Origin of the sequence: Collinsella sp. LCP19S3_B6, assembly GCF_052121815.1 — a bacterium.
Lineage (GTDB): Bacteria > Actinomycetota > Coriobacteriia > Coriobacteriales > Coriobacteriaceae > Collinsella.
The window spans coordinates 17,106-41,574 of the sequence record NZ_JBQKDN010000019.1 but is presented as its reverse complement, the minus strand read 5'-3'; the positions used below and the strand labels follow the sequence as shown (position 1 = coordinate 41,574).

Genomic DNA, 24,469 nt, shown 5'->3' with positions numbered 1-24,469 from the left:
CCGATACAATACGGAGAGGCGCAGCGATGCGCTCGGCGGCCGCACGCCGGCCGAGTTCCGCGCCGCGCTGGGAAGGGCCGCGTAACGGTCCAAGAAATCGTCCGCAGTCCCGTTTCGGAGTGGGATGCAGTTTCCCCAGGAGCCCCCATCGGGAAACTGCATCCCGGAATTCGCCTGAATAGTGGGGTGCGGTTTCCGAAAGGGTGCCGTCTGGGAAACCGTGTCCCGGAATCCCCTCCCGCGCCTGGTTGTTCCGCATCGCATCTATTGGGCAAAGCGATCTGTCCCCATTGCAACAATCTGTTGATTGAACGTCGCTGTATGTTCGCGCTATCATGCATGGTTAAAATTGGTTAGCCATGGCAAACGGTTAGCAATGGTGAACATAAATGCAACGCCCTGTGGGCGTCGGGGGAGGAACACGGACGTGAAGCTCGATACACTCGAGATTGGAAAGGACGCCGTTGTCGCATCGGTGGCATCGGACGACCAGGCACTCCGACAGCATATTTTGGACATGGGCTTAACGCCGGGCACCGAAGTCACCATGATGAAGTACGCCCCCATGGGCGACCCGCTCGAGATTCGCCTGCGTGGCTACGAGTTGACGCTGCGCAAAGACGATGCTGCCCGCATTGAGCTCGTGGGTATTCACGACACCGATACGAGCCCGCGCGTTAACGCCGCAATCGGCACGACGGAGCACCCGGCGCTCGGTGAGGGGACGTATTCGCCCCGCGCGGCAAAAACGGCCGTGCCCGAGGGCGCGCCGCTGCACTTTGCCCTCGCCGGCAACCAAAATTGCGGCAAGACCACGCTGTTCAACCAGCTGACGGGTTCCAACCAACATGTTGGTAACTTTCCCGGTGTGACGGTCGACCGCAAGGACGGTACTGTCCGTAACCACCCCGAGGCGAGCGTTACCGACCTGCCCGGTATTTATTCGTTGTCGCCGTACACGGGCGAGGAGATTGTCAGCCGTCAATTCATCCTTGACGAGCATCCCGACGCCATCATCGACATCATCGATGCCACCAATATCGAGCGCAACCTCTACCTGACGCTGCAGCTTATGGAACTCGACTGCCCCATGGTCATCGCGCTCAACATGATGGACGAGGTGACGGCCAACGGCGGCGCCGTGGACGTCAACCTGCTCGAGAGCCTGTTAGGCGTGCCTGTTGTCCCCATTAGCGCTGCCCGCAACGAGGGTATCGGCGAGCTGGTGGATCACGCTCTGCATGTGGCGCGGTTCCGCGAGCGCCCGGGTCGCCTGGACTTCTGCGCGCCCGATGGCCCGGACGGCGGTGCGCTGCATCGCTGCATCCACGGCATTGCCAACCTGATCGAGGACCATGCCGTGACGGCCCGCATTCCGGTGCGTTTTGCGGCGACCAAGCTGGTTGAGGGCGACGAGCTGGTGACCGAGGCACTTCACCTGGATCGCAACGAACTTGACGCTATCGAGCACATCATTACCCAGATGGAGGGCGAGGCTGGCACCGACCGCCTGTCCGCGCTGGCCGATATGCGCTTTAGCTTTATCGGCGACGTGTGCGGGCGCTGCGTGGTGAAGCCGCACGAGAGCCGCGAGCACGTGCGCTCCGTTAAGATCGACCGCATCCTGACGGGTCGCTACACGGCCATCCCGGCGTTTCTGGTGATCATGGGCCTCGTCTTTTGGCTGACGTTTGGCGTGATCGGCGCGGCGTTGCAGGGACTTATGGAGGACGGCATCGCTGTCATCATCGCCTCGGCCAATGCGGGTCTCAAGGCGTTCGGAACCAACGACGTGGTGCGCTCGCTGGCTGTCGACGGCGTGCTTACGGGCGTGGGCAGCGTGCTGACCTTCCTGCCGATTATCGTCGTGCTCTTCTTGTTCCTCTCCATTCTGGAAGACTCCGGCTACATGGCGCGCGTGGCCTTTGTCATGGATAAGGTGCTGCGTCGCTTTGGCCTGTCGGGCCGCAGCTTTGTGCCCATGCTCGTCGGTTTTGGCTGCACCGTGCCGGCTATCATGTCGACCCGTACACTTCCATCCGAGCATGATCGCAAGATGACGGTCATGCTCACGCCGTTCATGAGCTGCTCGGCCAAGTTGCCGGTTTACGGCTTGCTGTGCGGAGCATTCTTCCCGCAGGCGACGGTCCCAGCCATGGTCTCGCTCTATCTGATTGGCATTGCGGTCGGTTGCATCGCGGCTTTGGTGCTCAACCGCACGGCATTTAAGGGCGACCCGGTGCCGTTTATCATGGAGCTACCCAATTACCGCCTGCCGAGCATCAAGACGACGGTGATGCTGGCGTGGGATAAGGCCAAGGACTTTATTACCAAGGCCTTTACCATCATCTTTGCCGCCACCGTGGTCATCTGGTTCCTCCAGACGTTTGACATCCGCTTTAATGTGGTCGCCGATCAGTCGCAGAGTCTACTTGCCGGTCTGGGTAGCATCTTCGCGCCGGCGTTGGCGCCGCTTGGCTTTGGCGACTGGCGTGCATCCACGGCGCTCGTCACCGGACTTATCGCCAAGGAGAGCGTCATCTCGACCCTCACCGTGCTTTTGGATGCAACGTCACCCGCGGCGCTGTCGACCATGTTTTCGCCGTTTACCGCCTACGTGTTCTTGGTCTTTACGCTGCTGTACCCGCCCTGCGTGGCGGCAATCGGTGCCGTCAAGAGCGAGTTGGGCGCGCGCTATGCCGTTGCCGTGTTTGCGTTTCAGGTGATGGTCGCCTGGATTGTGGCGTTTGTCGTGCATTCGGCGGGCATATTGCTGGGGTTGGCTTAGCTATTTATTGACGGCGCAACCTCTGTGTATTGAGTTGATTGCGGCCCCGCATCTGTACTGACGGATGCGGGGCCGTTGCTATATAATCGCCCACCGCCCAAGACAATCGGAGAGGTTTCCTACATGACTCAGGCAAGACAAGATGGCATCTCGCTCAAGCAGTGGCTCCCGCTTATCGGGCTCGCCTGCTGCGCGTTCGTGTTCAACACATCGGAGTTCATGCCCATCGGCCTTCTGACTGATATTGCCGTATCGTTCTCGCTCACCGAGGCCCAGGCAGGCATCATGATTTCGGTCTACGCCTGGGGCGTCATGCTGCTGTCGCTGCCGCTTATGGTGTTTGCCTCGCGCTTTGAGTTCAAGCGTATGCTGCTCGGCGTGCTCGCCGTGTTCTCTCTGGGTCAGTTCCTGTCCGCCGTGGCGCCCACCTATCCTATTTTGGTCTGTGCACGCCTGGTGGTCGCTTGCGCACATGCCGTGTTCTGGTCGGTCGCCTCGATTATGGCCTCGCGCCTGGTCGACACCCGTCACGGGGCGCTCGCCATCAGCATGATCGCCACGGGCTCGTCCATCGCGCAGATCTTTGGCCTGCCGATCGGCCGCGCCATCGGCCTGGCCGTGGGCTGGCGCATGACATTCGCTGTGGTCGGGGCCTTTTCTGCCGCCGCGGTGGTGTACCAGGCAGCGGTGTTCCCGGCCATGCCGGCGGGCGAGCGCTTTGCCGTTAAACAGCTGCCCGAGCTGCTCAAGAACCCGTTCCTCATCGCGCTCTACGCGGTCACGGTTTTTATGGCGACCGGCTATTACGCAGGCTACAGCTATATCGAGCCCTTCCTGGCGCAGGTCGCGCACGTCGACGCGGGCGCCATTACCATGACGCTGACGGCGTTTGGCTGCTCCGGTCTGGTGGGCAGCTGGCTGTTTGGCCGCCTGTTCGACGGGCATCGCTTCCCGTTTTTGGCTATCACGCTCTCCGGCGTGCCAGCGGCCCTGCTGCTCATAGGTTCGGCCGCATCGTCGCTCGCAGCAGTGCTTGCCGTCTGCGTGCTGTGGGGCTGCTGCGCCACGGCCTTTAACGTGGCATTCCAGGCCGAGCTTATCAAGTACACGCCCGCGGATTCGTCGGCTGTCGCCATGTCGATCTTCTCGGGCCTGTTTAATCTGGGTATCGGCACGGGCACCGCGATCGGCGGCGCCGTGGTTTCGGGCCCCGGTATCGCCTGGATCGGCTTTGTGGGCGGGGCGATTGCCGTCGTGGGCGTCATCCTCGCCATCACGGTGATGTTCCCGGCCATACGCCGCGCAAAGCCCGTCGCCTAATCACGTTTCCTCATCAGTTGCGGTGGAATAGTTCCTGTTTAAGGCCCCTGAAGGCCCAAGCAGGAACTATTTCACCGCAACTTATTTTGGGGAAGAGGATGCAAGCCGGGCATACAATGGATGTCGTTGTGTTGAGCTTACCGGGAGGCTGCTATGTGGGCATACGAGACGACGTTCTATCAAATCTATCCGCTGGGCTTTTGTGGAGCTCCGCGCGAAAACGCCGCGCCCGTTGCCGAGGATGAGCTTGCCCAGGCTGCCAACGACGCGCCCAACCCCGATGCCCCCATCATGAAAATCGCCCAATGGGCCGACTACCTGCAGGAACTCGGTATTGGCGCTGTGCTCATCAACCCACCGCTCGAGTCCGATAGCCATGGCTACGACACGCGCAGCCTGCGCCACATCGACCGTCGCCTGGGTGGGGACGCCGACTTTGCCGCCGTGTGCGAGACGCTGCATGCCCACGGCATCCGCGTGGTGCTCGACGCCGTCTTCAACCACGTCGGTCGCGGCTTTTGGGCCTTCCGCGATGTGCAGGAGCGCAAGTGGGACTCGCCCTACAAGGACTGGTTCCACATCAGCTTTGACGGCGACTCGTGCTACGGCGACGGCTTTTGGTACGAGGGCTGGGAAGGCCATTTTGAGCTCGTGAAGCTTAACCTGCAAAACCCCGCCGTGGTCGATTACCTGCTCGAGTCCGTGCGCCGTTGGGCCGATGTCTATGGCGTCGACGGTCTGCGCCTGGACGTCGCCTATATGCTCGACCGCGACTTTATGCGCCGCCTGCACGCCTTTGCCCGTGAGCTCAAACCCGATTTTGTGCTGATCGGCGAGACGCTCCACGGCGACTACAACCAGATCGTCAACGACGAGATGCTCGACTCCTGCACCAACTACGAGTGTTACAAGGGACTGTACTCCAGCTTTAACTCGATCAACATGTTCGAGATCGCCCACTCGCTGCACCGTCAGTTTGGCGGCGACCCGTGGTGCATCTACCGCGGCAAGCACCTGCTGTCGTTTGTCGACAACCACGATGTGCCGCGCCTGGCGAGCATCCTTACCGACAAGTCGTGCCTGCGTCCCGCCTACGGCATGCTCTTTGGCATGCCGGGCATCCCGTGCATCTACTATGGCAGCGAGTGGGGAATTGCTGGCGAAAAGGGCGGCCCCGATGGCGACTGGGCGCTGCGCCCTGCGCTCGATGAGCCTGTGCCCAACGAGCTGACGGCCTTCATCACACAGCTTGCGCACCTGCGCTCGGCCGACGACGCGGCGGCACGCGCTCTCAGCTACGGTGCCTATCGCAACGTGGTGATCCAGAACAAGCAGCTGCTGTTCGAGCGCGCCTGCGACGACGCGACGGTGCTCGTGGCGGTCAATGCCGTGAACGAGCCTTATACCTTTGGAGCCGGCGAACTCAACGGCTCCTTCGTCGACCTACTTGCCGACGATGCACCCACGGTCGAGCTGACGGGTGCGCTTGAACTTGCGCCCTACGAGGTGCGCTATCTGTTGAGGGCCTAGGTCATGGCGGTGTCAGACGAGGGCTATCAACATATTGAGCATGGGTTTGAACCCGTGTTTGACCAGCACTCGCGCGTTTTGGTGCTCGGGTCGTTTCCCTCGGTGCTTTCGCGCGCCAATGCCTTTTATTACGGCAACCCTCAGAATCGCTTTTGGCGTGTGATGGCCGCGTGCCTTGGTGTGCCTGTACCACCCAACGAGGGCGACCCTTTGGTGGGCGGCGAGCCCGCGACGCTCGACGCCTCTATTGCCGCCAAGCGATCCATGCTGTTGAACGGTGGTGTGGCCCTGTGGGATGTGGTCGAGAGCTGCGACATTAAGGGGTCGAGCGACGCGAGCATCAAAAACGTTGTGCCGGCATATATCGAACGCATCACTGGAGCTGCGCCCATCGAGCGGGTGGTATGCAACGGAGGTACGGCGGGGCGCCTCTATAAGCGCTATCTACAGGAGCGGACGGGTCTGTCCGCTGTCGTATTGCCGTCAACTAGTCCCGCTAACGCGGCCTGGCGCCTGGAGCGGCTTGTCGAGCGCTGGCGCGAGGCAGTTGACTGGACCGCACGGTAATCTAGATCCTTGATTGAGCATGGGCGCCGAGGCGTTTGATGATGGCATGCCAGATTGGTGCGGGCACGGCGGGCTTGACGCGCACCATGCCGTCGACATCGACACTATCGGCATCGCCGCCACCAAGCAGCTGCGCATGCTCTATGGAGCAGCCCATGCGCACGGCGCCTACAAGCTTATCCATCGCTTCGGAAAATGGCCGGCGTAAGAGACCCATACGCGGGGAGTGGCGAAGCGCCGCAATACCGCTGCCGGCGCAGATGACAACGCCACCGCACCATGGCAGGTCACGTAGACGACAGGCCCGGCGCAGCCGCATGGCGGTTTCGTGTGCCCGTTCGGCGTCCTCGGACCCAGCAAGAACGACGGCGTAGACGCGTATTTCCGCGATTCCAAGACGATCGAGTATCTGCTCGACAGCGATTATCGCCTCATCATCAAATGCGTCATCAACAGCGAACACCATGCCATCGACTACACCGGCATCATCCGCCTCCAAATCGACCGAACGGGGGAGCGCGGTGCCGGAAAGCTGAGCATAGGCGGCGATGGCATCCTGCAGGTCCCAAAGCAAAAACTCAAGATCGGCGCTCTCGGGAATACTGATATATGCAATGGTTTGCAGCGTTTTTGGTACATCGCCGCGCGCGGTCGTCTCCATGCCGCCTCCTTTCCGGTTGGTTTCCGTTTAGGTTACACCGTCTGGTGGCGCGCGGGCGCGCTATCCTAGTGCAACCCTTACGAAAGGAATGCCATGCGACTGCCCATGAACACCTCGCTTGCCACGCTTAAGCCCTCCGGCATTCGCCGGATCAACGCGCTCGCCGCCCAGCACCCGGGGTGCATTGCGCTCGCGCTTGGCGAGCCCGATTTTCCCACGCCCGATGTGATTAGCGCCGAGGTGACCGCTGCGCTGGGCCGTGGTGACACGCACTATCCGCCCAACAACGGCCGTCCCGCCCTGCGCGAGGCGCTGTCTACCTACATGGGAGACGCGGGCCTTACGTTTTCGGCCGACGAGGTCATCCTGACCGACGGCGCGACCGAGGCCCTGTCGGCAACATTTATGGCCATGCTCAACCCCGGCGACGAGGTTATTATCCCCACGCCGGCCTTTGGCCTGTACGAGAGCATCGTCGTGGCCAACCACGCCAAAGCGGTCTTTTTGGATACGGAGCCCGCGCAATTTCAGATTGACGAGGACGCGCTTCGCGCCTGCGTGACGCCGGCGACTAAGGCCATCGTCATCTGCACGCCCAACAATCCTACGGGCTGTATCCTCGACGCGGCATCGCTCGACGCCGTGGCACACGTGGCAGAGCAAGCGGGCATCTACGTAATCTGCGACGACGTATATAACCGCCTGGTCTATGTGGATGGCTATGAGCGCTTTGCCCAGCGCCACCCGGAGCTACGCGAGCAGACGGTGGTCATCGAGAGCTTCTCCAAGCCATGGGCTATGACCGGCTGGCGCTTGGGCTGGCTCGCAGCTGCAGCCCCCGTCATCGCCGAGATCGCAAAAGCTCACCAATACCTAGTATCGAGCGCCGTCTCCTTTGAGATGGACGCCGCGGCCCGAGCCCTGACCGTCGATCCAACCCCCATGCTCAAAGTCTACCGAGCCCGCCGCGAACGCGTGCTCGCAGCCTTAGACACCATGGGCCTCGACGTAGTGGAACCAGCCGGCGCCTTCTACGCTTTCCCCAGCATCAAACAATTCGGCCTAACAAGCGAAGACTTCTGCATCAAAGCCATCAAAGAAGCCAACGTAGCCCTAGTCCCCGGAGACTGCTTCGGCACCGAAGGCCACATCCGCTTAAGCTACTGCGTCTCCGACCAAGATCTGGACGAAGGCCTCCGCCGCCTGTCCACCTTCATTTCGACTTTGTAGTCCTCAGGGATGCAACACATCAGCCCACCGACATAAGGATTGTGAGTGGGGCGCGTCGGCCAACGGCAACCCTGGCTGCCCCAAAGTCAACACAGGTCGCGCCGCCAAAGGCCAGGCGCAAGCTTTTCGTAGATTCCGCACGAGCCGAAGAGCACTAAATGTGCTTTCCGAGCGAGCCCAGGACCTGACCGAGCGGAAACCTTGCGCCTGGCCTTCGGCGGAGCGTGCCGGATGGTGGAATTGTGTGCAGCCCGGTTTTCCGTTGACCGACGTCGGGGTCCCCGCCATAATACTTTCGGTTCACGCACGAATCCGCTGCCAGAGACAGCCGGTGCAAACGGGCATTGCCCGCGAGCTCAATGGGATATCCCGCCAGCCGAGGTGGTCGAGTAGATATGTCTTCTCGCCCCCGTCGCTCATGCAGCGCGGGGGCTTTCTTTTTGGACATGCCCCCGTCACGTCCTTGTGGCGGACCGTGCCCGGAAAGAATTCGAGGAGGTGTAATTCATGCCCCAGCAGTACAAAATCGACAAGGTTGCAGAGATCGAGTCCCGTATCGCCGAGAATGCCGGTCTGTTCGTCGTCAACTACAACGGTCTGACGGTTAAGCAGGCTCAGGAGCTGCGTCATCAGCTTCGCGAGTGCGGCGCCGAGATGAAGGTCTACAAGAACAACCTGGTCAAGATCGCTCTCAAGAACCAGGAGCAGCCCGAGCTCGACGAGATCCTCGCCGGCCCCGTCGCTTATGTGTTCTACGAGACCGAGCCGGTCGAGGCCGCTAAGACCCTTAAGGACTTCTCCGCTAAGTCCAAGGGCGTCCTTGAGATCAAGGGCGGTATCTCCGACGGCAAGGCCGTTTCCGCTGATGATGTTAAGGCTATCGCCGAGCTGCCCACCAAGGACCAGCTTCTCGGCCAGATTGCCGGTCTCATCTCCGGTTTCGCTCGCGACATCGCTGTCTGCGTCAACGGCGTTTCCTCTGGTCTCGCTCGTTCGATTCAGCAGGTCTCCGAGCAGAAGGCAGCCTAGTCGCTGTTTTCACCCGCGGCGGCAACGCCGCACCCCCTGGCGCATTCGCGCCGTGTTTTAACTGATCTCCGTGCACAGACACGGAAACCGAAAGGACTTAGAAATGGCTAAGCTTACCACCGATGAGATCATCGATGCTCTTAAGGAAATGACCCTTCTCGAGGCTTCCGAGCTCGTTAAGGCTATCGAGGACACCTTCGGCGTTTCCGCCGCTGCTCCTGCCGCTGTTGTCGCCGCTCCCGCTGCTGGCGCCGCTGAGGCCGAGGAGAAGACCGAGTTTGACGTCGTGCTCGAGGGCTTCGGCGACAACAAGATCCAGGTCATCAAGGCCGTCCGTGAGCTCACCAACCTTGGCCTGAAGGAGGCCAAGGAGGTCGTCGAGAGCGCTCCCAAGGCTGTTCTCGAGGGTGCCAAGAAGGAGGACGCCGAGGCTGCCAAGGAGAAGCTCGAGGCTGCTGGCGCTGCTGTCACCCTCAAGTAATCAGGCTTTCTCGCCAGATTTCTTTGCAGACGGGGTTCGCATTGCGAGCCCCGTCTTTTTTGTTTTGGCCCCTCATTCCCATTGCTCGGCACGCAGAACACCGCTGTCTTCGCCGTGCCAATCCCGTTACCGCTGGGGCATAAAATTGCACCATTCGAGCAATAATTTGCGTTGACCTGCTGAAGAATTGCGTTTGCCTTACGGCGACGTATGTCTCCGGCGGTAAGATACTTCGGTATCGCAATTTGGTCTGCGGCTGCCGTGCCGCACGCATAGGGCGCATTCTGCGCCTGCGAAAGGATCCTTGAATAACATGAAGGCAATCATCCCCGCCGCCGGCCTTGGCACGCGTTTTCTGCCTGGCACTAAGTGCACGCCCAAAGAGATGCTGCCGGTGCTCGACAAGCCGGTCATTCAGTATGTCGTTGAGGAGGCACTCGACCCCGAGGAGGTCGACGACGCCATCATCGTTACCTCTCCCGGTAAGCCCGAGCTGCTGAGCTACTTCCAGCCCGACCGTTCGCTCGAGAACCTGCTGCGCGAGCGCGGCAAGAACGCCTATGCCGATGCCGTCGCCCACGCTGGCGGTATGCCGGTCGACTTCCGCTATCAGTACGAGCCCAAGGGTCTCGGCCATGCCATTCGCTCGGCGGCCGATGCTGTGGCGGGGGAGAACTTCCTGGTTCTTCTGGGCGACTATGTTGTGCCCAACCATGACATTTGCGACAAGATGCTTGCCGTCTCCAAGGAGCATGGCGGCGCTTCGGTTATCGCTGTTGCCGCGTGTGCTCCCGAGGAGGTCAGCCGCTATGGCGTTATCGCCGGCGAGCGCGTGGGCTCCCTCGAGGGCGCTGAGGGCGTTGGCGATGCCGAGCCGGGCGCCGTGTGGCGTATCGGCGGCTTGGTGGAGAAGCCTGCTCCCGAGGCTGCGCCTTCTAACCTTTACATCGTCGGACGCTATCTGCTGAGCCCGCTGGTCATGGAGCTGCTTGCCGACCAGCAGGCCGGCAAGGGCGGCGAGATCCAGCTGACCGACGCCATGGCCCGTTCGCTCGACCGCGAGGCCATGTACGCCGTCGTCATCGACCCTCTGTCGGGCTACGACACCGGCACGCCTTCTGGCTGGATGGCCACCAACGCCCTTATGGCCGCAAGCGATCCTCGCTTTGCCGATGCCTTCTGGGATGCCATCGACGAGCGCGGCGGCTTGATGCGCAAGTAAACAGCGCTTACGGGTGCGGACTTCGGTCTGCACCCGTTTTTTTGCGAACTGCCGTTTAGCTCCGGAAAGTGCGACCCACAATTTGATCGAATTCTGGGATGCGCTTTCCGGCTGAGGACCCTAGCGGAAAGCGCATCCCAGAATATCGGCTCAGGACGGGATACAGTTTCCCAAACAGGGCTCAATCGGAAACTACGACCCAGTTTGAGGCCTCAAAACGGGACGCAGTTTCCGCCCGATCAGCCTTCGCCGCCATTCCGCCATTCAGCGACGCGCATCAGCAACTCTGTTCACAGAAAATATATGAACAGGTGTTCGATGCATACCAATCTACCTGCGCATTTTCTGTCGAAAAACTTTGCTACTCCAAAAACTCAATCGCGTCAAGGCTTTTCTTGCCCAACGGTCGGTACCTGATAAACTATTAGGTTGCGATAACTGGCGAAGCTATGCCTCGCCAACCCACCGAGCATTTCCGTGAAGGAGGAAAAACCTGGTGACCTACGCATACACTGCCACTGAGCGCAAGCGCGTCAGCTTCGGGAAAATCCCGGAGGCCATGGAGCTCCCCAACCTTATCTCTGTTCAAAGGGAATCCTTTGAGCGTTTTAAGGACGAGGGCCTTCGTGAGGCGTTTAAGGAATCCAGCCCCATCCAGAGCCAGAACCATGTTCTCGAGGTTACCTTCGGCGAGCATCAGTTTGGCGACCCCGCGCACACCGTCGAGGAGTGCCGCGAGAAGGATATGACCTATCAGGCTCCGCTTTTGACCGACGTCCGTCTCACCAACAAGGAGACCGGCGAGATCAAGGAGCAGCTCGTCTTTATGGGCGACTTCCCCATGATGACCGATCAGGGCACCTTCATCATCAACGGTACCGAGCGTATCGTCGTCTCGCAGCTCGTCCGTTCCCCGGGCGTGTACTTCAGCTCCGAGATGGATTCGGGCAAGCAGATCTACAAGGCTCAGATCATCCCGTCCCGCGGTGCCTGGCTTGAGTTTGAGGTCGACAAGCGCGACCAGCTCATGGTCTCCATCGACCGTAAGCGCAAGCAGAGCGCCACGATGTTCCTGCGCGCCCTTGGTATCGCCGTCACCAACGACGACATCATCGAGCTGCTCGGCAACTCCGATGTGATCAAGCGCACCCTCGAGCGCGATACCGCCCTTACCCGCGAGGATGCTCTTATCGAGATCTACCGTCGCCTGCGCCCGGGCGAGCCTCCCACCGTGGATGCTTCCCGCAGTCTGCTCGAGGGCCTGCTCTTCAACCCGCAGCGCTACGACCTGGCCCGCGTCGGTCGCTACAAGGTCAACAAGAAGCTCAACCTCACCACCGAGGAAGAGGTCACGGTGCTCACCGACGAGGATATCGTCGCTACGCTACGCTACCTGCTGTCCCTCGCTGCCGGCGAGCAGGGCTTCAAGGTTGACGACATCGACCACTTTGGCAACCGCCGTATCCGCACCGTCGGCGAGCTCGTCGCCAACCAGTTCCGTATCGGCATGAGCCGTATGGAGCGCGTCGTCCGTGAGCGCATGAGCTCCCAGGACATCGACGAGATTACCCCGCAGTCGCTCATCAACATCCGCCCGATCGTGGCCTCCATCAAGGAGTTCTTCGGTTCCTCGCAGCTCTCGCAGTTCATGGACCAGGCGAACCCCCTGACCGGTCTGACCCACAAGCGCCGTCTGTCCGCACTCGGCCCTGGCGGTCTTGCCGGCCACAAGTCGGGCTCCAGCCGCCGCACCAACGTGCCGACGGCCGTCCGCGACGTTCACAACTCGCACTACAGCCGCATGTGCCCGATCGAGACCCCCGAAGGCCCCAACATCGGCCTGATCGGCTCGCTTGCCCTCTACGCCCGCGTCAACGAGTATGGCTTCATCGAGGCCCCGTTCCGCCGCGTCGAGAACGGCGTTGCCACCGACCAGATCGACTGGATGACCGCTGACGAGGAAGAGAAGCACGTTATCGCGCCGGCCAACACGCCGCTCGATCCCAAGACCAACGAGTTCATCACGACCGATGCCGAGGGCAAGATCGTCCGTCCGCATTCCGTGATCGCCCGTACCCGCGACTTCGACGGCTCCTTCGGCGCTCCCGCCGACGTGCCCGTCGAGGACGTCGACTACATGGACGTCTCGCCGCGCCAGATGCTCTCCGTCGCAGCCACGCTGATCCCGTTCCTCGAGCACGACGACGCTAAGCGTACGCTCATGGGCGCCAACATGCAGCGTCAGGCCGTGCCGCTGGTTCACCCCGCCGCTCCCTATGTCGGTACCGGCATGGAGCGCCGCGCCGCCCTGGACTCTGGTGAGGTCACCCTGGCCAAGAACGCCGGCGAGGTCATCTTTGCCGACGCCTCCAAGATTATCGTCAAGCATGCCGGCGGCATGGACGAGTATCACCTGGCCAAGTACCAGCGCTCCAACCAGTCCACCTGCATCAACCACCGCCCGCTCGTGCGCGTCGGCGACACCGTTGAGCAGGGTGAGCCTCTGGCCGACGGTCCTTCGACCGATCACGGCGAGCTCGCACTGGGCCAGAACCTCACCGTGGCCTACATGCCGTGGGAAGGCTTCAACTACGAGGACGGTATCGTCGTGTCCGAGCGCCTGGTGGCCGAGGACCTGCTGACGACCATCAACATCACCCGTCACGAGATCGACGCCCGCGATACCAAGCTCGGCCCCGAGGAGATCACTCGCGAGATCCCGAACCTCTCCGAGGACATGCTTGCCAACCTCGACGAGGACGGCATCATCCGCATCGGCGCTGAGGTCGGCCCTGGCGACATCCTGGTCGGCAAGGTTACCCCTAAGGGCGAGAGCGCTCTGACTGCCGAGGAGCGCCTGCTGCGCGCCATCTTCGGTGCCAAGGCTCATGACGTTCGCGACACTTCCCTTAAGATGCCTCACGGCGCTTACGGCCGCGTCATCGACGTCGTCCGCTTTAGCCGCGAGAACGGCGACGACCTGGCCCCCGGCGTCAACGAGCAGGTGCGCGTCTACGTCGCCCAGCGTCGTAAGATCCAGCAGGGCGATAAGATTGCCGGCCGCCACGGTAACAAGGGTGTTATCTGTAACGTTCTGCCGGTCGAGGACATGCCCTACATGGCTGACGGTACCCCGATCGACGTTATCCTCAACCCGCTGGGCGTTCCTTCGCGTATGAACGTCGGCCAGCTGCTCGAGTGCCATCTTGGCTGGGCTGCTGCCTGCGGTTGGGATACCGAGGATGCCGATTCCGACAAGTACGTCCCCGGTCCGTTCTTTACCGCGACGCCCGTCTTCGACGGCGCCAAGGAGGACGAGATCGCCGAGGTCATCCGTCGTGCCAACAAGAATATGCTCAACAAGGCCACCGCTGCCTTTGGCGATCACATGCGCCCCGAGTTTGTCACCCAGCTTGACGAGCGCGGAAAGACCCGCCTGTTTGACGGCCGTACCGGCGAGGAGTTCCGCGAGCCCATTACCGTGGGTACGTCCTACATCCTCAAGCTCGGTCACATGGTCGACGACAAGATCCACGCCCGTTCGACTGGCCCTTACAGCTTGGTTACCCAGCAGCCGCTGGGCGGCAAGGCCCAGTTCGGCGGCCAGCGCTTCGGCGAGATGGAAGTTTGGGCACTGTACGCATACGGTGCTTCCAACGTCCTGCAGGAGATCCTGACCGTCAAGTCCGACGATACCGTGGGCCGCGTCAAGACCTACGAGTCCATCGTCAAGGGCGAGAACGTCCCGGTTCCGGGTATCCCCGAGTCCTTCAAGGTTCTCGTCAAGGAGATCCGTTCCCTCGCACTGGACATCGAGCCCATGCGCGATGCCGACGAGGACGCCTCCGCCCCCGTGACCGCCGAGGAGACCTCTGCCCTCGATGACCTGGCTGCGCTCGCCGGCGTTGACGCCGACGTCGAGGCCCAGGATGCCGAGACCGCCGAGGCACCCGAGGCTGTCGCCGCCACGACCACTGATAAGGAGTAGTTGACTGTGGCAGATTTCGAAGCTACTGAATTTGACTCGGTAAAGATCTCCCTTGCCTCCGCCGACCAGATCCGTTCCTGGTCGCACGGTGAGGTCAAGAAGCCGGAGACCATCAATTACCGTACCCTCAAGCCCGAGAAGGACGGCCTGTTCTGCGAGAAGATCTTCGGTCCCGCCAAGGACTGGGAGTGCTCCTGCGGCAAGTACAAGGGCATCCGCTTTAAGGGCATCGTCTGCGAGCGCTGCGGCGTCGAGGTCACCTCGGCCAAGGTGCGTCGCGACCGCATGGGCCATATCGAGCTCGCCGCTCCCGTGTCCCACATCTGGTACTTCAAGAGCCCCACGAGCTTCCCGATGAGCCGTATGCTCGACATCAAGTCCAAGGACCTCGAGAAGGTTCTGTACTTTGCCAGCTACATCATCACCGAGGTCGACTACGAGGCTCGCGAGGCCGACGCTGACGATCTGCGTGAGGAGCTCGCCGCCGATCTGGAAGAGATCGATGCCGAGTGCGCCCGCCAGATCGAGTCCCTCAAGGAGCAGGGCAACCCCGAGAACTTTGACGAGTTCTCCGACGAGGAGCCGCTGACCCCCGAGGAGATCGCCTCCGGCATCGTCGACATCGAGGAAGAGTGCAAGGACGAGAAGCAGCTCCGCACGGACGCCTTCAACGCCTTCATGAAGCTCACCGAGCGCGACCTCATCTCCGATGAGCCGCTGTTCCGCGAGATGACCCGTTACTACTCCATGTACTTCAAGGGTGGCATGGGTGCCGAGGCCGTCCGCGACCTGCTCGCTGCCATCGACCTCCCCTCCGAGGCCGAGAAGCTCAAGGCCATCATCGCCGACGAGGACTCCCAGAAGCAGAAGCGCGAGAAGGCCGTCAAGCGCCTCGAGGTCGTTGACGCCTTCCTGAAGGGCGGCAACAGCCCCGCGAACATGATTCTGGATGTCATCCCGGTCATTCCGCCCGATCTGCGCCCGATGGTCCAGCTCGACGGCGGCCGCTTCGCCGCGTCCGACCTCAACGACCTGTATCGTCGCGTGATCAACCGTAACAACCGACTCAAGCGCCTGCTCGACCTGGACGCCCCTGCGATCATCGTGAACAACGAGAAGCGCATGCTCCAGGAGTCCGTGGACGCCCTGTTCGACAACGGCCGCCGTGGGCGCCCGGTCTCTGGCCGTGGTGGTCGCCCGCTCAAGTCGCTCGCCGAGGCCCTCAAGGGCAAGCAGGGTCGTTTCCGCCAGAACTTGCTGGGCAAGCGTGTCGACTACTCCGGCCGTTCGGTAATCGTTACCGACCCCAAGCTGCTGCTGCACCAGTGCGGTCTGCCCAAGACCATGGCGCTGGAGCTCTTCAAACCCTTCGTCATGAAGCGCCTGGTCGAGCTTGGCAAGGTCGAGAACATCAAGGGCGCCAAGCGCGCTATCGACCGCGGCGCCACCTTTGTGTGGGACATCCTCGAAGAGGTCATCGACGGTCGTGTCGTGCTGCTCAACCGTGCACCGACCCTGCACCGTCTGTCCATCCAGGCCTTTGAGCCGGTGCTGGTCGAGGGTAAGGCTATCCACCTGCACCCGCTGGTCTGCGCGCCCTTCAACGCCGACTTCGACGGCGACCAGATGTCTGTCCACGTGCCGCTGTCCAGCCAGGCTCAGGCCGAGGCCCGCGTGCTCATGCTCTCTGCGAACAACCTGCGCTCGCCGGCATCCGGCAAGCCGGTCAACATCCCCTCGCAGGACATGATCATTGGTGTGTACTACCTGACCCAGGTCCGCGACGGTCTGCCGGGCGAGAACCACGTGTTCTCGAGCTTCGACGACGCGCTGCACGCCTATGACTGCCGCTCCGAAGTCGACATGCAGGCCAAGATTCAGGTCCGCGTGTCCGCCGAGAACGCCAACGTCATCAACGAGGACGGTACCCGTATCTTCCGCGTCAAGAACGGCAAGAACGAGTTCGTCGACTACGATGTCACCGGTAACAAGACCGCACGCTTCGAGACTTCTATCGGCCGCATCATCTTCAACCGCCAGTGCCTGCCCGAAGACTACGAGTTCATGAACTACAAGATGGTCAAGGGCGATGTGGCCAAGCTGGTTGCCGACTGCTGCGATCGTTACCCCGAGGCCAAGGTCGGCCCGATCCTCGACTCTATCAAGTACTCCGGCTTCCACTACGCTACCCGCGCCGGCCTCACCATCTCGGTGTGGGACGCTCTCATCCCTGCCGAGAAGCAGGAGCTGCTCGACCGCGCCCAGGCCAACGTCGACCAGATCAACGAGTACTTCGAGGAGGGCTTCATCAACGAGACGGAGCGCCACATCGAAGTCGTTAACGAGTGGACCGCTTGTACCGACAAGGTCGCAGCGCTCATGCTCGACATGTTCGACGAGGAGAACCCGCTGTACATGATGGCCGACTCCGGCGCCCGTGGTTCTAAGACCCAGCTGCGTCAGCTCGGCGGCATGCGTGGCCTGATGGCAGATATGTCCGGCGAGACGATCGACCTTCCCATTAAGGCGAACTTCCGCGAGGGCCTGCTGCCGCTCGAGTACTTCATTTCGACCTACGGCGCCCGTAAGGGCCTGGTCGATACCGCATCCCACACCTCGGACTCTGGCTACCTGACCCGTCGTCTGGTCGACGTGGCCCAGGACGTCATCGTCCGCGAGGAGGACTGCGGTACGCACGAGGGCGTCACCTACAACCTCATCATCCCCGGCACCACCGACCTCAACACCGATCTTGTCGGCCGTTGCTTTATTGAGGACGTCGTGGCTCCCGATGGCACCGTGCTCTTTGAGCAGGACGGCTATATCGAGAAGGTCGCCGACATCCAGAAGATGGTCGATGCGGGCCTTAAGAAGGTCAAGCTTCGCGCGCTGCTCACCTGCCGCTCCAAGTACGGCGTGTGCCAGAAGTGCTACGGCTGGGATCTTTCCACCCGTCGTCCGGTCGCCATCGGTACCGCAGTCGGCATTATTGCCGCCCAGTCCATCGGCGAGCCCGGTACGCAGCTTACGATGCGTACCATTCACTCCGGCGGCGTCGCTGGCGTCGACGATATTACGCAGGGTCTGCCTACGGTCAGCCGTATGTTCGATATCGTCGGCAACGTCAACGAGAAGATCCTGGGTCGCGAGGCCGAGCTTGCTCCGTACTCCGGCCACCTCTCGATTAAGCCCGAGAAGTCCGAGTACGTGCTGACGCTCACCGACTCCGAGGATCACACCCGTGTCCTCGACGAGCGTCGCGTCCCCGCTTCGGTGCGCTTTATGCCCGAGATCGAGGACGGCTGCGAGGTCCGCGCCGGCGACCAGATCACCAAGGGCTTCGTCAACTTCCGCAACCTGCGCAAGCTGACCGACATCGAGTCGACGATGCACACCTTCGTCGAGAGCGTCAAGGACGTCTACACCAGCCAGGGCGTCGACCTGAACGACAAGCACATCGAGGTGCTCGCACGTCAGATGCTGCGTCGCGTTCAGATCACCAACCCCGGCGACTCCAAGTACCTGCTTGGTCAGTACGTCGACCGCTACGAGTTCGCCGACGAGGTCGAGCGCGTTGCCCGTCTGGGCGGTCAGGCTCCCGTGGCTGAGCCCGTCATCTTGGGTACGCTCAAGGTTGCGTCCAACATCGACTCCTGGCTGTCGAGCGCTTCGTTCATCCGTACCGCCGGCGTCCTTACCGAGGCTGCTATTGAGGGCAAGGTCGACCACCTGCTCGACCTTAAGTCCAACGTCATCGTCGGTAAGAAGATCCCGGCTGGTACCGGCCTCAAGCCGTACGCTAACGCCAAGCTGACGTATCGCACGGCCGACGGCTACGTGGACATCGATGGTCCGGCTTCGCCCAACGCCAAGTCACTGCCCGAGTGGGCTCCCGTGGAGCTCAAGGACCTGGACGAGCGGCTCCCACAGCAGCTCGACTGGGCCGGCTACGACGAGTTTGGCGGTGCTGACGGTTCGTTCACCCGCAACGGCCACACCATCTCCGCCGAGAAGGCTCGCCTGTACCTGTTCGACGACCTGGGCGTGTCGCAGCGCTGGACCAACAAGTTCAGCGAGGTCGGCATCGAGACGGTCGGCGACCTGGTTGGCAAGTCCGAGGAGGATCTGCTGCGCATCGATGGCATCGGTGCCAAGGCGATCGAGGAGCTCCGTGACGGCCTCGAGGCCCACGACCTGCTCTACATCCTCGAGAACAACGACGACGTTGCCGACGAGGAAGACCTCTCGCAGCTGCTGCAGATGGTCTTTAGCCCCGACGGTCCGGACGACATCCTGCTGGGCACCTCCGCTCCGACGCATCACGCCGATGCCGACGAGGAGCTCCTGGGCGCCCCGATCGACGACAAGAAGGCTTCCGCCAACGGTGCCATCAACGAGGACATGGCTTCCCTCGACGAGCTGCTCAACCAGCTCGTGGACACCGACGACGCCGAAGAGGCCAAGGATAACGACGGGGAGTAATTTCCCAGTACGTTAACCGCCCTTCCAAAGACCCGCTTCCCAACAGGGAAGCGGGTCTTTTTTGTCGAGGAACGTTGCCCTGACGAGCACGTAGGATTTCCGGGACGGGCGGCCCAGGGGTTAAGTTTGTCGCGAGTTCCGCACGAGCCGGAGGCCACTTAATGTGGCCTCCGTGCGAGCCAGGACTGTAGAGCAGCAAACTTAACCCCTGGGCCGCCCGTCCCGGAAATCCGCCCTCGCGCACAGGAGGGGATTCCTTTTGTGTAGGCTTTGCGGAAATGTGGCCATTTTAGGATACGCCCGGCGGCGTGGTCTGTTGACGACACAGCTAACGGCACGTATCCTATCGAACTGCGTGTTTCGTAGGGGGATGCTGACCCCTCGATTCAAGCCGTTGCACTTTACAGAAAGCTGGAATCATTCGAGAAGGAGTACGCTTTGCCTACTATTAACCAGCTGGTTCGCCAGGGCCGTCGTTCCGCGCCCAAGAAGTCCAAGAACGCTGCTCTGCAGCACAACTCCCAGAAGCGCGGCGTGTGCACCCGCGTCTTCACCACGAGCCCCAAGAAGCCGAACTCGGCGCTTCGTAAGGTTGCCCGTGTTCGCCTCGTCAACGGCATCGAAGTTACTGCTTACATTCCGGGTGAGGGCCACAACCTGCAGGAGCACTCCATCGTGCTCGTCCGCGGCGGTCGTGTTCGTGACCTCCCTGGTGTCCGTTATCACGTCATCCGTGGCGCCTACGATGCTGCTCCGGTCCAGAACCGTATGCAGGCCCGTTCCAAGTACGGTGCTAAGCGCCCCAAGGCCAAATAAGCCAGATAACGTTTTGATACTTTCGCCGTGTGCCGCCTAAGCGCCGCACGGTAGACACTTAAGGAGATTTCACATGCCGCGTCGTGCAGCAGCTAATCGTCGTGAGGTTCAGCCTGACGCCGTTTACAACAACCGCCTGGTGACTCAGCTCATCAACAAGGTCCTTCTTGACGGCAAGAAGGCCACCGCTGAGCGCATCGTTTACACCGCTTTCGAGATCGTTGCCGAGAAGTCCGAGGGTGGCGACGCTCTCGCTACCTTCAAGAAGGCTATGGACAACGTCAAGCCCACGCTCGAGGTTAAGCCCAAGCGTGTCGGTGGCGCTACCTATCAGGTCCCGATGGAGGTCAACTCCCGTCGTTCCACCGCTCTGGGCATCCGCTGGATCGTCAACTTCTCCCGCGCTCGCAAGGAGAAGACCATGGCTGAGCGTCTCGCAAACGAGATTCTGGACGCTTCCAACGGCCTGGGCGCTTCCGTCAAGAAGCGTGAGGACGTCTTCAAGATGGCCGAGGCCAACCGCGCGTTCTCTCACTATCGTTGGTAAGTTAAGGTAAGGAACTAATATGGCTAAGGCTAAGCACAAGCTTTCCGATACCCGTAACATCGGCATCATGGCCCACATCGATGCCGGTAAGACCACCACGACCGAGCGTATTCTTTACTACACCGGTAAGACCCACAAGATCGGTGAGGTCCATGAGGGCGCTGCCACCATGGACTGGATGGTTCAGGAGCAGGAGCGCGGCGTAACCATTACCTCCGCTGCTACCACGTGCTTCTGGAACAAGGACGGTAAGGACTACCGCATCCAGATCATCGACACCCCGGGCCACGTTGACTTCACCGCCGAGGTCGAGCGCTGCCTGCGCGTCCTCGATGGCGCTGTCGCCGTCTTCGACGCCGTTGCCGGCGTCCAGCCCCAGTCTGAGACCGTTTGGCGTCAGGCTTCTACCTTCAACGTTCCCCGCATCGCCTTCATCAACAAGTATGACCGCGTGGGCGCTGACTTCTTCAACGCTATCGAGACCATGAAGGATCGTCTCGACGCCAACGCCGTGGCCGCTCAGGTCCCGATGGGCGCCGAGGACAACTTCTGGGGCGTCATCGACCTGGTCACCATGACTGCATGGGACTTCAAGGCCGACGAGAAGGGCATGACCTACCCCGAGCCGATGGATGAGATCCCGGCTGAGTTCGCCGACATCGCTGCCACCAAGCGCGAGGAGCTCCTCGACGCCGCTGCCAGCTTTGACGACGAGCTCATGGAGAAGATCCTCATGGAGGAGGACTTCACCGTCGAGGAGCTCAAGGCTGCTCTGCGCAAGGGCGTTCTGGCCAACGAGCTCAACCTCGTCTTTGTGGGCTCCGCCTACAAGAACAAGGGCGTTCAGGAGCTGCTCGACGCTGTCGTCGACTACCTGCCCAGCCCCCTCGACGTTGAGGCCGTCACCGGTACCGATCCGGAAACCGGCGAGGAGATCGTGCGTCATCCCTCCTTCGACGAGCCCTTCTCCGGCCTGGTCTTCAAGATCATGACCGACCCGTTCGTCGGTAAGCTCACCTACGTCCGCGTTTATTCCGGTCGCGCCGAGTCCGGCTCCTACGTGGTCAACGCCTCCAACGGTCAGCGCGAGCGCCTCGGCCGCATCCTCGAGATGAACGCCGCCGAGCGTATCGACCGTGACGACGCTTGCGCCGGTGACATCGTCGCCTGCGTCGGCTTCAAGAACTCCACCACCGGTGACACCCTGTGCGCCGAGGGCAAGGAGATCGTCCTCGAGAAGATCGAGTTCGCTAAGCCCGTTATCGACGTTGCCATCGAGCCCAAGACCAAGGCCGAGCAGGACAAGATGTCCCTGGCTCTGACCAAGCTCGCCGAGGAGGACCCGACCTTCACGGTGTCCACCAACCACGAGACCGGCCAGACCATCATCGCCGGCATGGGCGAGCTGCACCTCGAGATCATCGTTGACCGCCTGCTCCGTGAGTTCAAGGTTGACGCTAACGTCGGTAAGCCCCAGGTTGCCTACCGCGAGACCGCTGGTCACGACGTCGAGAGGGCTGAGGGCAAGTTCGTCCGTCAGTCCGGCGGTCGCGGTCAGTACGGCCACGCCGTCATCAAGCTCGAGAAGATGGAGGAGGGCTTCGGCTACGAGTTCGTCAACGCTATCGTCGGCGGCGTCGTGCCCAAGGAGTACATCCCGTCCATCGACAAGGGCATCCAGGAGGCCCTGAACACCGGTGTTATCGCCGGCTTCCCGGTCCTCGACGTTAAGGTCACCCTGTTCGACGGTTCTTACCACGAGGTCGACTCCTCCGAGGCCGCCTTCAAGATCGCCGGTTCCATGGCTATCAAGGACGCCCTCAAGAAGTCCGATCCGCAGCTGCTCGAGCCGATCATGGCTGTCGAGGTCGAGACCCCCGAGCAGTACATGGGCGACGTTATGGGCAACCTCTCCGGTCGCCGCGGCAAGATCGAGGGCATGGAGGATCGCAAGAACACCAAGCTCATCCGTGCCAAGGTGCCGCTGGGCGAGATGTTCGGTTACGCTACCGACCTTCGCTCCCAGACCCAGGGCCGTGCATCCTACACGATGCAGTTCGACTCTTATGAGCCTGCGCCCAAGTCCATCGTGGACGAGGTCATGAGCAAGAACGCCTAAGTTCGAGCTCCCTGTTACGTAATCCGCGAGAACATTTCTCGCACTCTTTGGAGGTTTAAGTTGGCTACCCAGAAGATCCGCATTCGCCTCAAGGGCTATGATCACGAGGTCGTCGATCAGTCCGCGAAGCTCATTGTCGAGACCGCTCAGAAGACCGGCGCTCGCGTTTCCGGTCCTGTCCCCCTGCCCACCGAGCGCAACCTCTACACGGTCATCCGCTCGCCGCACAAGGACAAGGACTCCCGTGAGCAGTTCGAGATGCGCACCCACAAGCGCCTCATCGACATCCTCGACCCCACCTCGGGCACCGTTGATTCGCTCATGCGTCTCGACCTCCCCGCTGGCGTCGACATCGACATCAAGCTCTAAGCTTTTTGCTCGATAGTGCGATTTGTTAGGCCGCAGCCCTAAGGGTTGCGGCCTATTTTGTATCGATGGGGTAAAGGGTCTACACTACTGAGCTATTCGACAAACGGGTGTATGAGTAAAACTGTTGGGGGCAGATATAGATGGTCGAGTGGATCGTTCGTCGTGCGCAGGGCGACCGTGCGCGCGTGGGCACGTTGGCGGGCGTGGTGTGTATTCTCGCCAATGTGGCGCTATGCGCTGCGAAGGGTGCAATTGGCGTGCTGTCGGGATCGGTTTCGATTGTGGCGGACGCCATGAACAACCTGTCCGATGCCAGCTCAAACATCGTGAGCGTGCTTGGCTTTAAGCTGGCTGGCAAGCCGGCAGACCCCGAGCATCCTTACGGCCATGGCCGCTACGAGTATCTCTCGGGTCTGGTCGTGGCGGCGCTCGTGCTGCTCATCGGTCTCGAACTGGTGAAGTCCTCGTTTGAGCGTATCGTCCACCCCGAACCCGTCGAGTTCTCGCTTGCCCTGGTGGCAGTCTTGGCGCTTTCGATGGTTGTTAAACTGTGGATGGCGGCCCTCAACCAAAAGCTCGGTGACCGTATTGAGTCTGAGACGCTGCATGCGACCGCGCAGGATTCCAAGAACGATGTCCTTGCTACAGGCGCCGTGTTAGCGTGCGCAATTGTTTCGCAGGTGACGCATATCAATCTTGATGCTTGGGTCGGCCTTGCCGTTGGCGCCTATATTGGCTGGAGCGGTTTTGAGCTCATCCAGGATACGGTGAGCCCGCTTTTGGGTCAGGCGCCCGATCCCAAGCTGGTCGAATATATTCGCGGCAAGATCATGAGCTACCCTGGCGTTTTGGGCGTTCATGACCTAATGGTTCACGACTACGGCCCGGGCAGGAAGTTCGCAAGCGCTCACGCCGAGATGGCGGCCGAGGCCAGCCCGCTGGAAAGTCACGACACGCTCGACAACATTGAACAGGCATTTAGGGACGAAGACGACATGATTGTCACGCTTCACTACGATCCCATCGTGACCGATGACCCCAAGGTGGCGAGCATGCGCTTGCGCATTCACGCCATGGCCCAACAGATCGATAGCCGCCTTTCGATTCATGACCTGCGCTGTGTGCCGGGTCCTACGCACACCAACGTGATCTTTGACTGCGTGCGTCCCTCGGATTTGGGCATGGGGTCCGATGAGCTCAAGCACGCGTTGGCCCAGAGGGTCGAATCGGAATTTCCCAAGTCGATTGCCAAGATTACGATCGACGATGACTACGTAGGGCATACCCACGAGTAGGTCTGCGCCGGCAAAGCACGTTATA

Annotated in this window: 16 protein-coding genes; 15 read left to right on the top strand and 1 reads right to left on the bottom strand. The window is 61.2% G+C overall.

Going from position 1 to position 24,469, the window contains the following annotated elements; translation table 11 throughout:
* Positions 1 to 376: 376 nt before the first annotated feature.
* From feoB to ACTQWD_RS07415, 4 genes are all read left to right on the top strand, one after another.
* On the top strand, positions 377 to 2,788 hold the full coding sequence (gene feoB / locus ACTQWD_RS07430; protein WP_441559641.1) for a ferrous iron transport protein B: 2,412 nt from the start codon (positions 377 to 379) through the stop codon (positions 2,786 to 2,788).
* 123 nt (positions 2,789 to 2,911) lie between these two features.
* Entirely contained in the window at positions 2,912 to 4,108 is a 1,197-nt protein-coding gene (locus ACTQWD_RS07425) for an MFS transporter (protein WP_441545444.1), read from the top strand.
* Positions 4,109 to 4,261: 153 nt separating this feature from the next.
* Positions 4,262 to 5,638 (top strand): alpha-amylase family glycosyl hydrolase, encoded by a 1,377-nt coding sequence (locus ACTQWD_RS07420; RefSeq protein ID WP_441559640.1) that lies wholly within the window; start codon positions 4,262 to 4,264, stop codon positions 5,636 to 5,638.
* Positions 5,639 to 5,641: 3 nt separating this feature from the next.
* Positions 5,642 to 6,205 (top strand): uracil-DNA glycosylase family protein, encoded by a 564-nt coding sequence (locus tag ACTQWD_RS07415; RefSeq protein ID WP_441559639.1) that lies wholly within the window; start codon positions 5,642 to 5,644, stop codon positions 6,203 to 6,205.
* A 1-nt stretch (position 6,206) separates the two neighbouring features.
* Here the strand turns inward: ACTQWD_RS07415 and ACTQWD_RS07410 are convergent, their stop codons facing one another.
* Complete coding sequence (locus ACTQWD_RS07410; RefSeq protein WP_441559638.1) at positions 6,207 to 6,866, bottom strand: hypothetical protein; 660 nt, start codon at positions 6,864 to 6,866, stop codon at positions 6,207 to 6,209.
* Positions 6,867 to 6,959: 93 nt separating this feature from the next.
* On the opposite strand from ACTQWD_RS07410, the gene ACTQWD_RS07405 reads away from it, so the two are divergent.
* The 11 genes from ACTQWD_RS07405 (at position 6,960) to ACTQWD_RS07355 (ending at position 24,444) form a co-directional block, all read left to right on the top strand.
* Positions 6,960 to 8,096: a pyridoxal phosphate-dependent aminotransferase gene (locus ACTQWD_RS07405; protein WP_441559637.1), complete on the top strand. Its 1,137-nt coding sequence runs from the start codon at positions 6,960 to 6,962 to the stop codon at positions 8,094 to 8,096.
* A gap of 507 nt (positions 8,097 to 8,603) precedes the next feature.
* Entirely contained in the window at positions 8,604 to 9,125 is a 522-nt protein-coding gene (gene rplJ / locus ACTQWD_RS07400) for a 50S ribosomal protein L10 (protein ID WP_117646079.1), read from the top strand.
* Positions 9,126 to 9,228: 103 nt separating this feature from the next.
* On the top strand, positions 9,229 to 9,606 hold the full coding sequence (rplL, locus tag ACTQWD_RS07395) for a 50S ribosomal protein L7/L12 (RefSeq protein WP_154514707.1): 378 nt from the start codon (positions 9,229 to 9,231) through the stop codon (positions 9,604 to 9,606).
* 313 nt (positions 9,607 to 9,919) lie between these two features.
* Complete coding sequence (locus tag ACTQWD_RS07390; protein WP_368136490.1) at positions 9,920 to 10,828, top strand: UTP--glucose-1-phosphate uridylyltransferase; 909 nt, start codon at positions 9,920 to 9,922, stop codon at positions 10,826 to 10,828.
* 559 nt (positions 10,829 to 11,387) lie between these two features.
* Positions 11,388 to 14,816, top strand: coding sequence for a DNA-directed RNA polymerase subunit beta (gene rpoB / locus ACTQWD_RS07385; protein WP_229770619.1), 3,429 nt, complete (start codon positions 11,388 to 11,390; stop codon positions 14,814 to 14,816).
* 6 nt (positions 14,817 to 14,822) lie between these two features.
* Positions 14,823 to 19,298: a DNA-directed RNA polymerase subunit beta' gene (locus tag ACTQWD_RS07380; protein ID WP_370450532.1), complete on the top strand. Its 4,476-nt coding sequence runs from the start codon at positions 14,823 to 14,825 to the stop codon at positions 19,296 to 19,298.
* Between the two features lie 438 nt (positions 19,299 to 19,736).
* Complete coding sequence (gene rpsL / locus ACTQWD_RS07375; protein WP_154514699.1) at positions 19,737 to 20,114, top strand: 30S ribosomal protein S12; 378 nt, start codon at positions 19,737 to 19,739, stop codon at positions 20,112 to 20,114.
* Between the two features lie 73 nt (positions 20,115 to 20,187).
* A complete protein-coding gene (rpsG, locus tag ACTQWD_RS07370; RefSeq protein WP_006235013.1) occupies positions 20,188 to 20,661 on the top strand; it encodes a 30S ribosomal protein S7 in 474 nt (157 codons plus the stop codon).
* 19 nt (positions 20,662 to 20,680) lie between these two features.
* Entirely contained in the window at positions 20,681 to 22,780 is a 2,100-nt protein-coding gene (fusA, locus tag ACTQWD_RS07365; RefSeq protein ID WP_154514697.1) for an elongation factor G, read from the top strand.
* A 60-nt stretch (positions 22,781 to 22,840) separates the two neighbouring features.
* Positions 22,841 to 23,149 carry a 30S ribosomal protein S10 gene (gene rpsJ / locus ACTQWD_RS07360; protein ID WP_427717612.1) on the top strand — a complete coding sequence of 103 codons (309 nt, stop codon included), beginning with the start codon at positions 22,841 to 22,843 and terminating at the stop codon, positions 23,147 to 23,149.
* Between the two features lie 140 nt (positions 23,150 to 23,289).
* Entirely contained in the window at positions 23,290 to 24,444 is a 1,155-nt protein-coding gene (locus ACTQWD_RS07355; RefSeq protein ID WP_441559636.1) for a cation diffusion facilitator family transporter, read from the top strand.
* Positions 24,445 to 24,469: the final 25 nt, after the last annotated feature.

Coding starts and splice junctions, on each gene's coding strand:
- ACTQWD_RS07405 (WP_441559637.1), top strand. CDS start 6,960: ATGCGACTGCCCATGAACACCTCGCTTGCCACGCTTAAGCCCTCCGGC.
- rplL (WP_154514707.1), top strand. CDS start 9,229: ATGGCTAAGCTTACCACCGATGAGATCATCGATGCTCTTAAGGAAATG.
- ACTQWD_RS07415 (WP_441559639.1), top strand. CDS start 5,642: ATGGCGGTGTCAGACGAGGGCTATCAACATATTGAGCATGGGTTTGAA.
- feoB (WP_441559641.1), top strand. CDS start 377: ATGGTGAACATAAATGCAACGCCCTGTGGGCGTCGGGGGAGGAACACG.
- rplJ (WP_117646079.1), top strand. CDS start 8,604: ATGCCCCAGCAGTACAAAATCGACAAGGTTGCAGAGATCGAGTCCCGT.
- fusA (WP_154514697.1), top strand. CDS start 20,681: ATGGCTAAGGCTAAGCACAAGCTTTCCGATACCCGTAACATCGGCATC.
- ACTQWD_RS07355 (WP_441559636.1), top strand. CDS start 23,290: ATGGTCGAGTGGATCGTTCGTCGTGCGCAGGGCGACCGTGCGCGCGTG.
- ACTQWD_RS07420 (WP_441559640.1), top strand. CDS start 4,262: ATGTGGGCATACGAGACGACGTTCTATCAAATCTATCCGCTGGGCTTT.
- rpoB (WP_229770619.1), top strand. CDS start 11,388: ATGGAGCTCCCCAACCTTATCTCTGTTCAAAGGGAATCCTTTGAGCGT.
- ACTQWD_RS07425 (WP_441545444.1), top strand. CDS start 2,912: ATGACTCAGGCAAGACAAGATGGCATCTCGCTCAAGCAGTGGCTCCCG.
- ACTQWD_RS07410 (WP_441559638.1), bottom strand. CDS start 6,866: ATGGAGACGACCGCGCGCGGCGATGTACCAAAAACGCTGCAAACCATT.
- rpsG (WP_006235013.1), top strand. CDS start 20,188: ATGCCGCGTCGTGCAGCAGCTAATCGTCGTGAGGTTCAGCCTGACGCC.
- ACTQWD_RS07390 (WP_368136490.1), top strand. CDS start 9,920: ATGAAGGCAATCATCCCCGCCGCCGGCCTTGGCACGCGTTTTCTGCCT.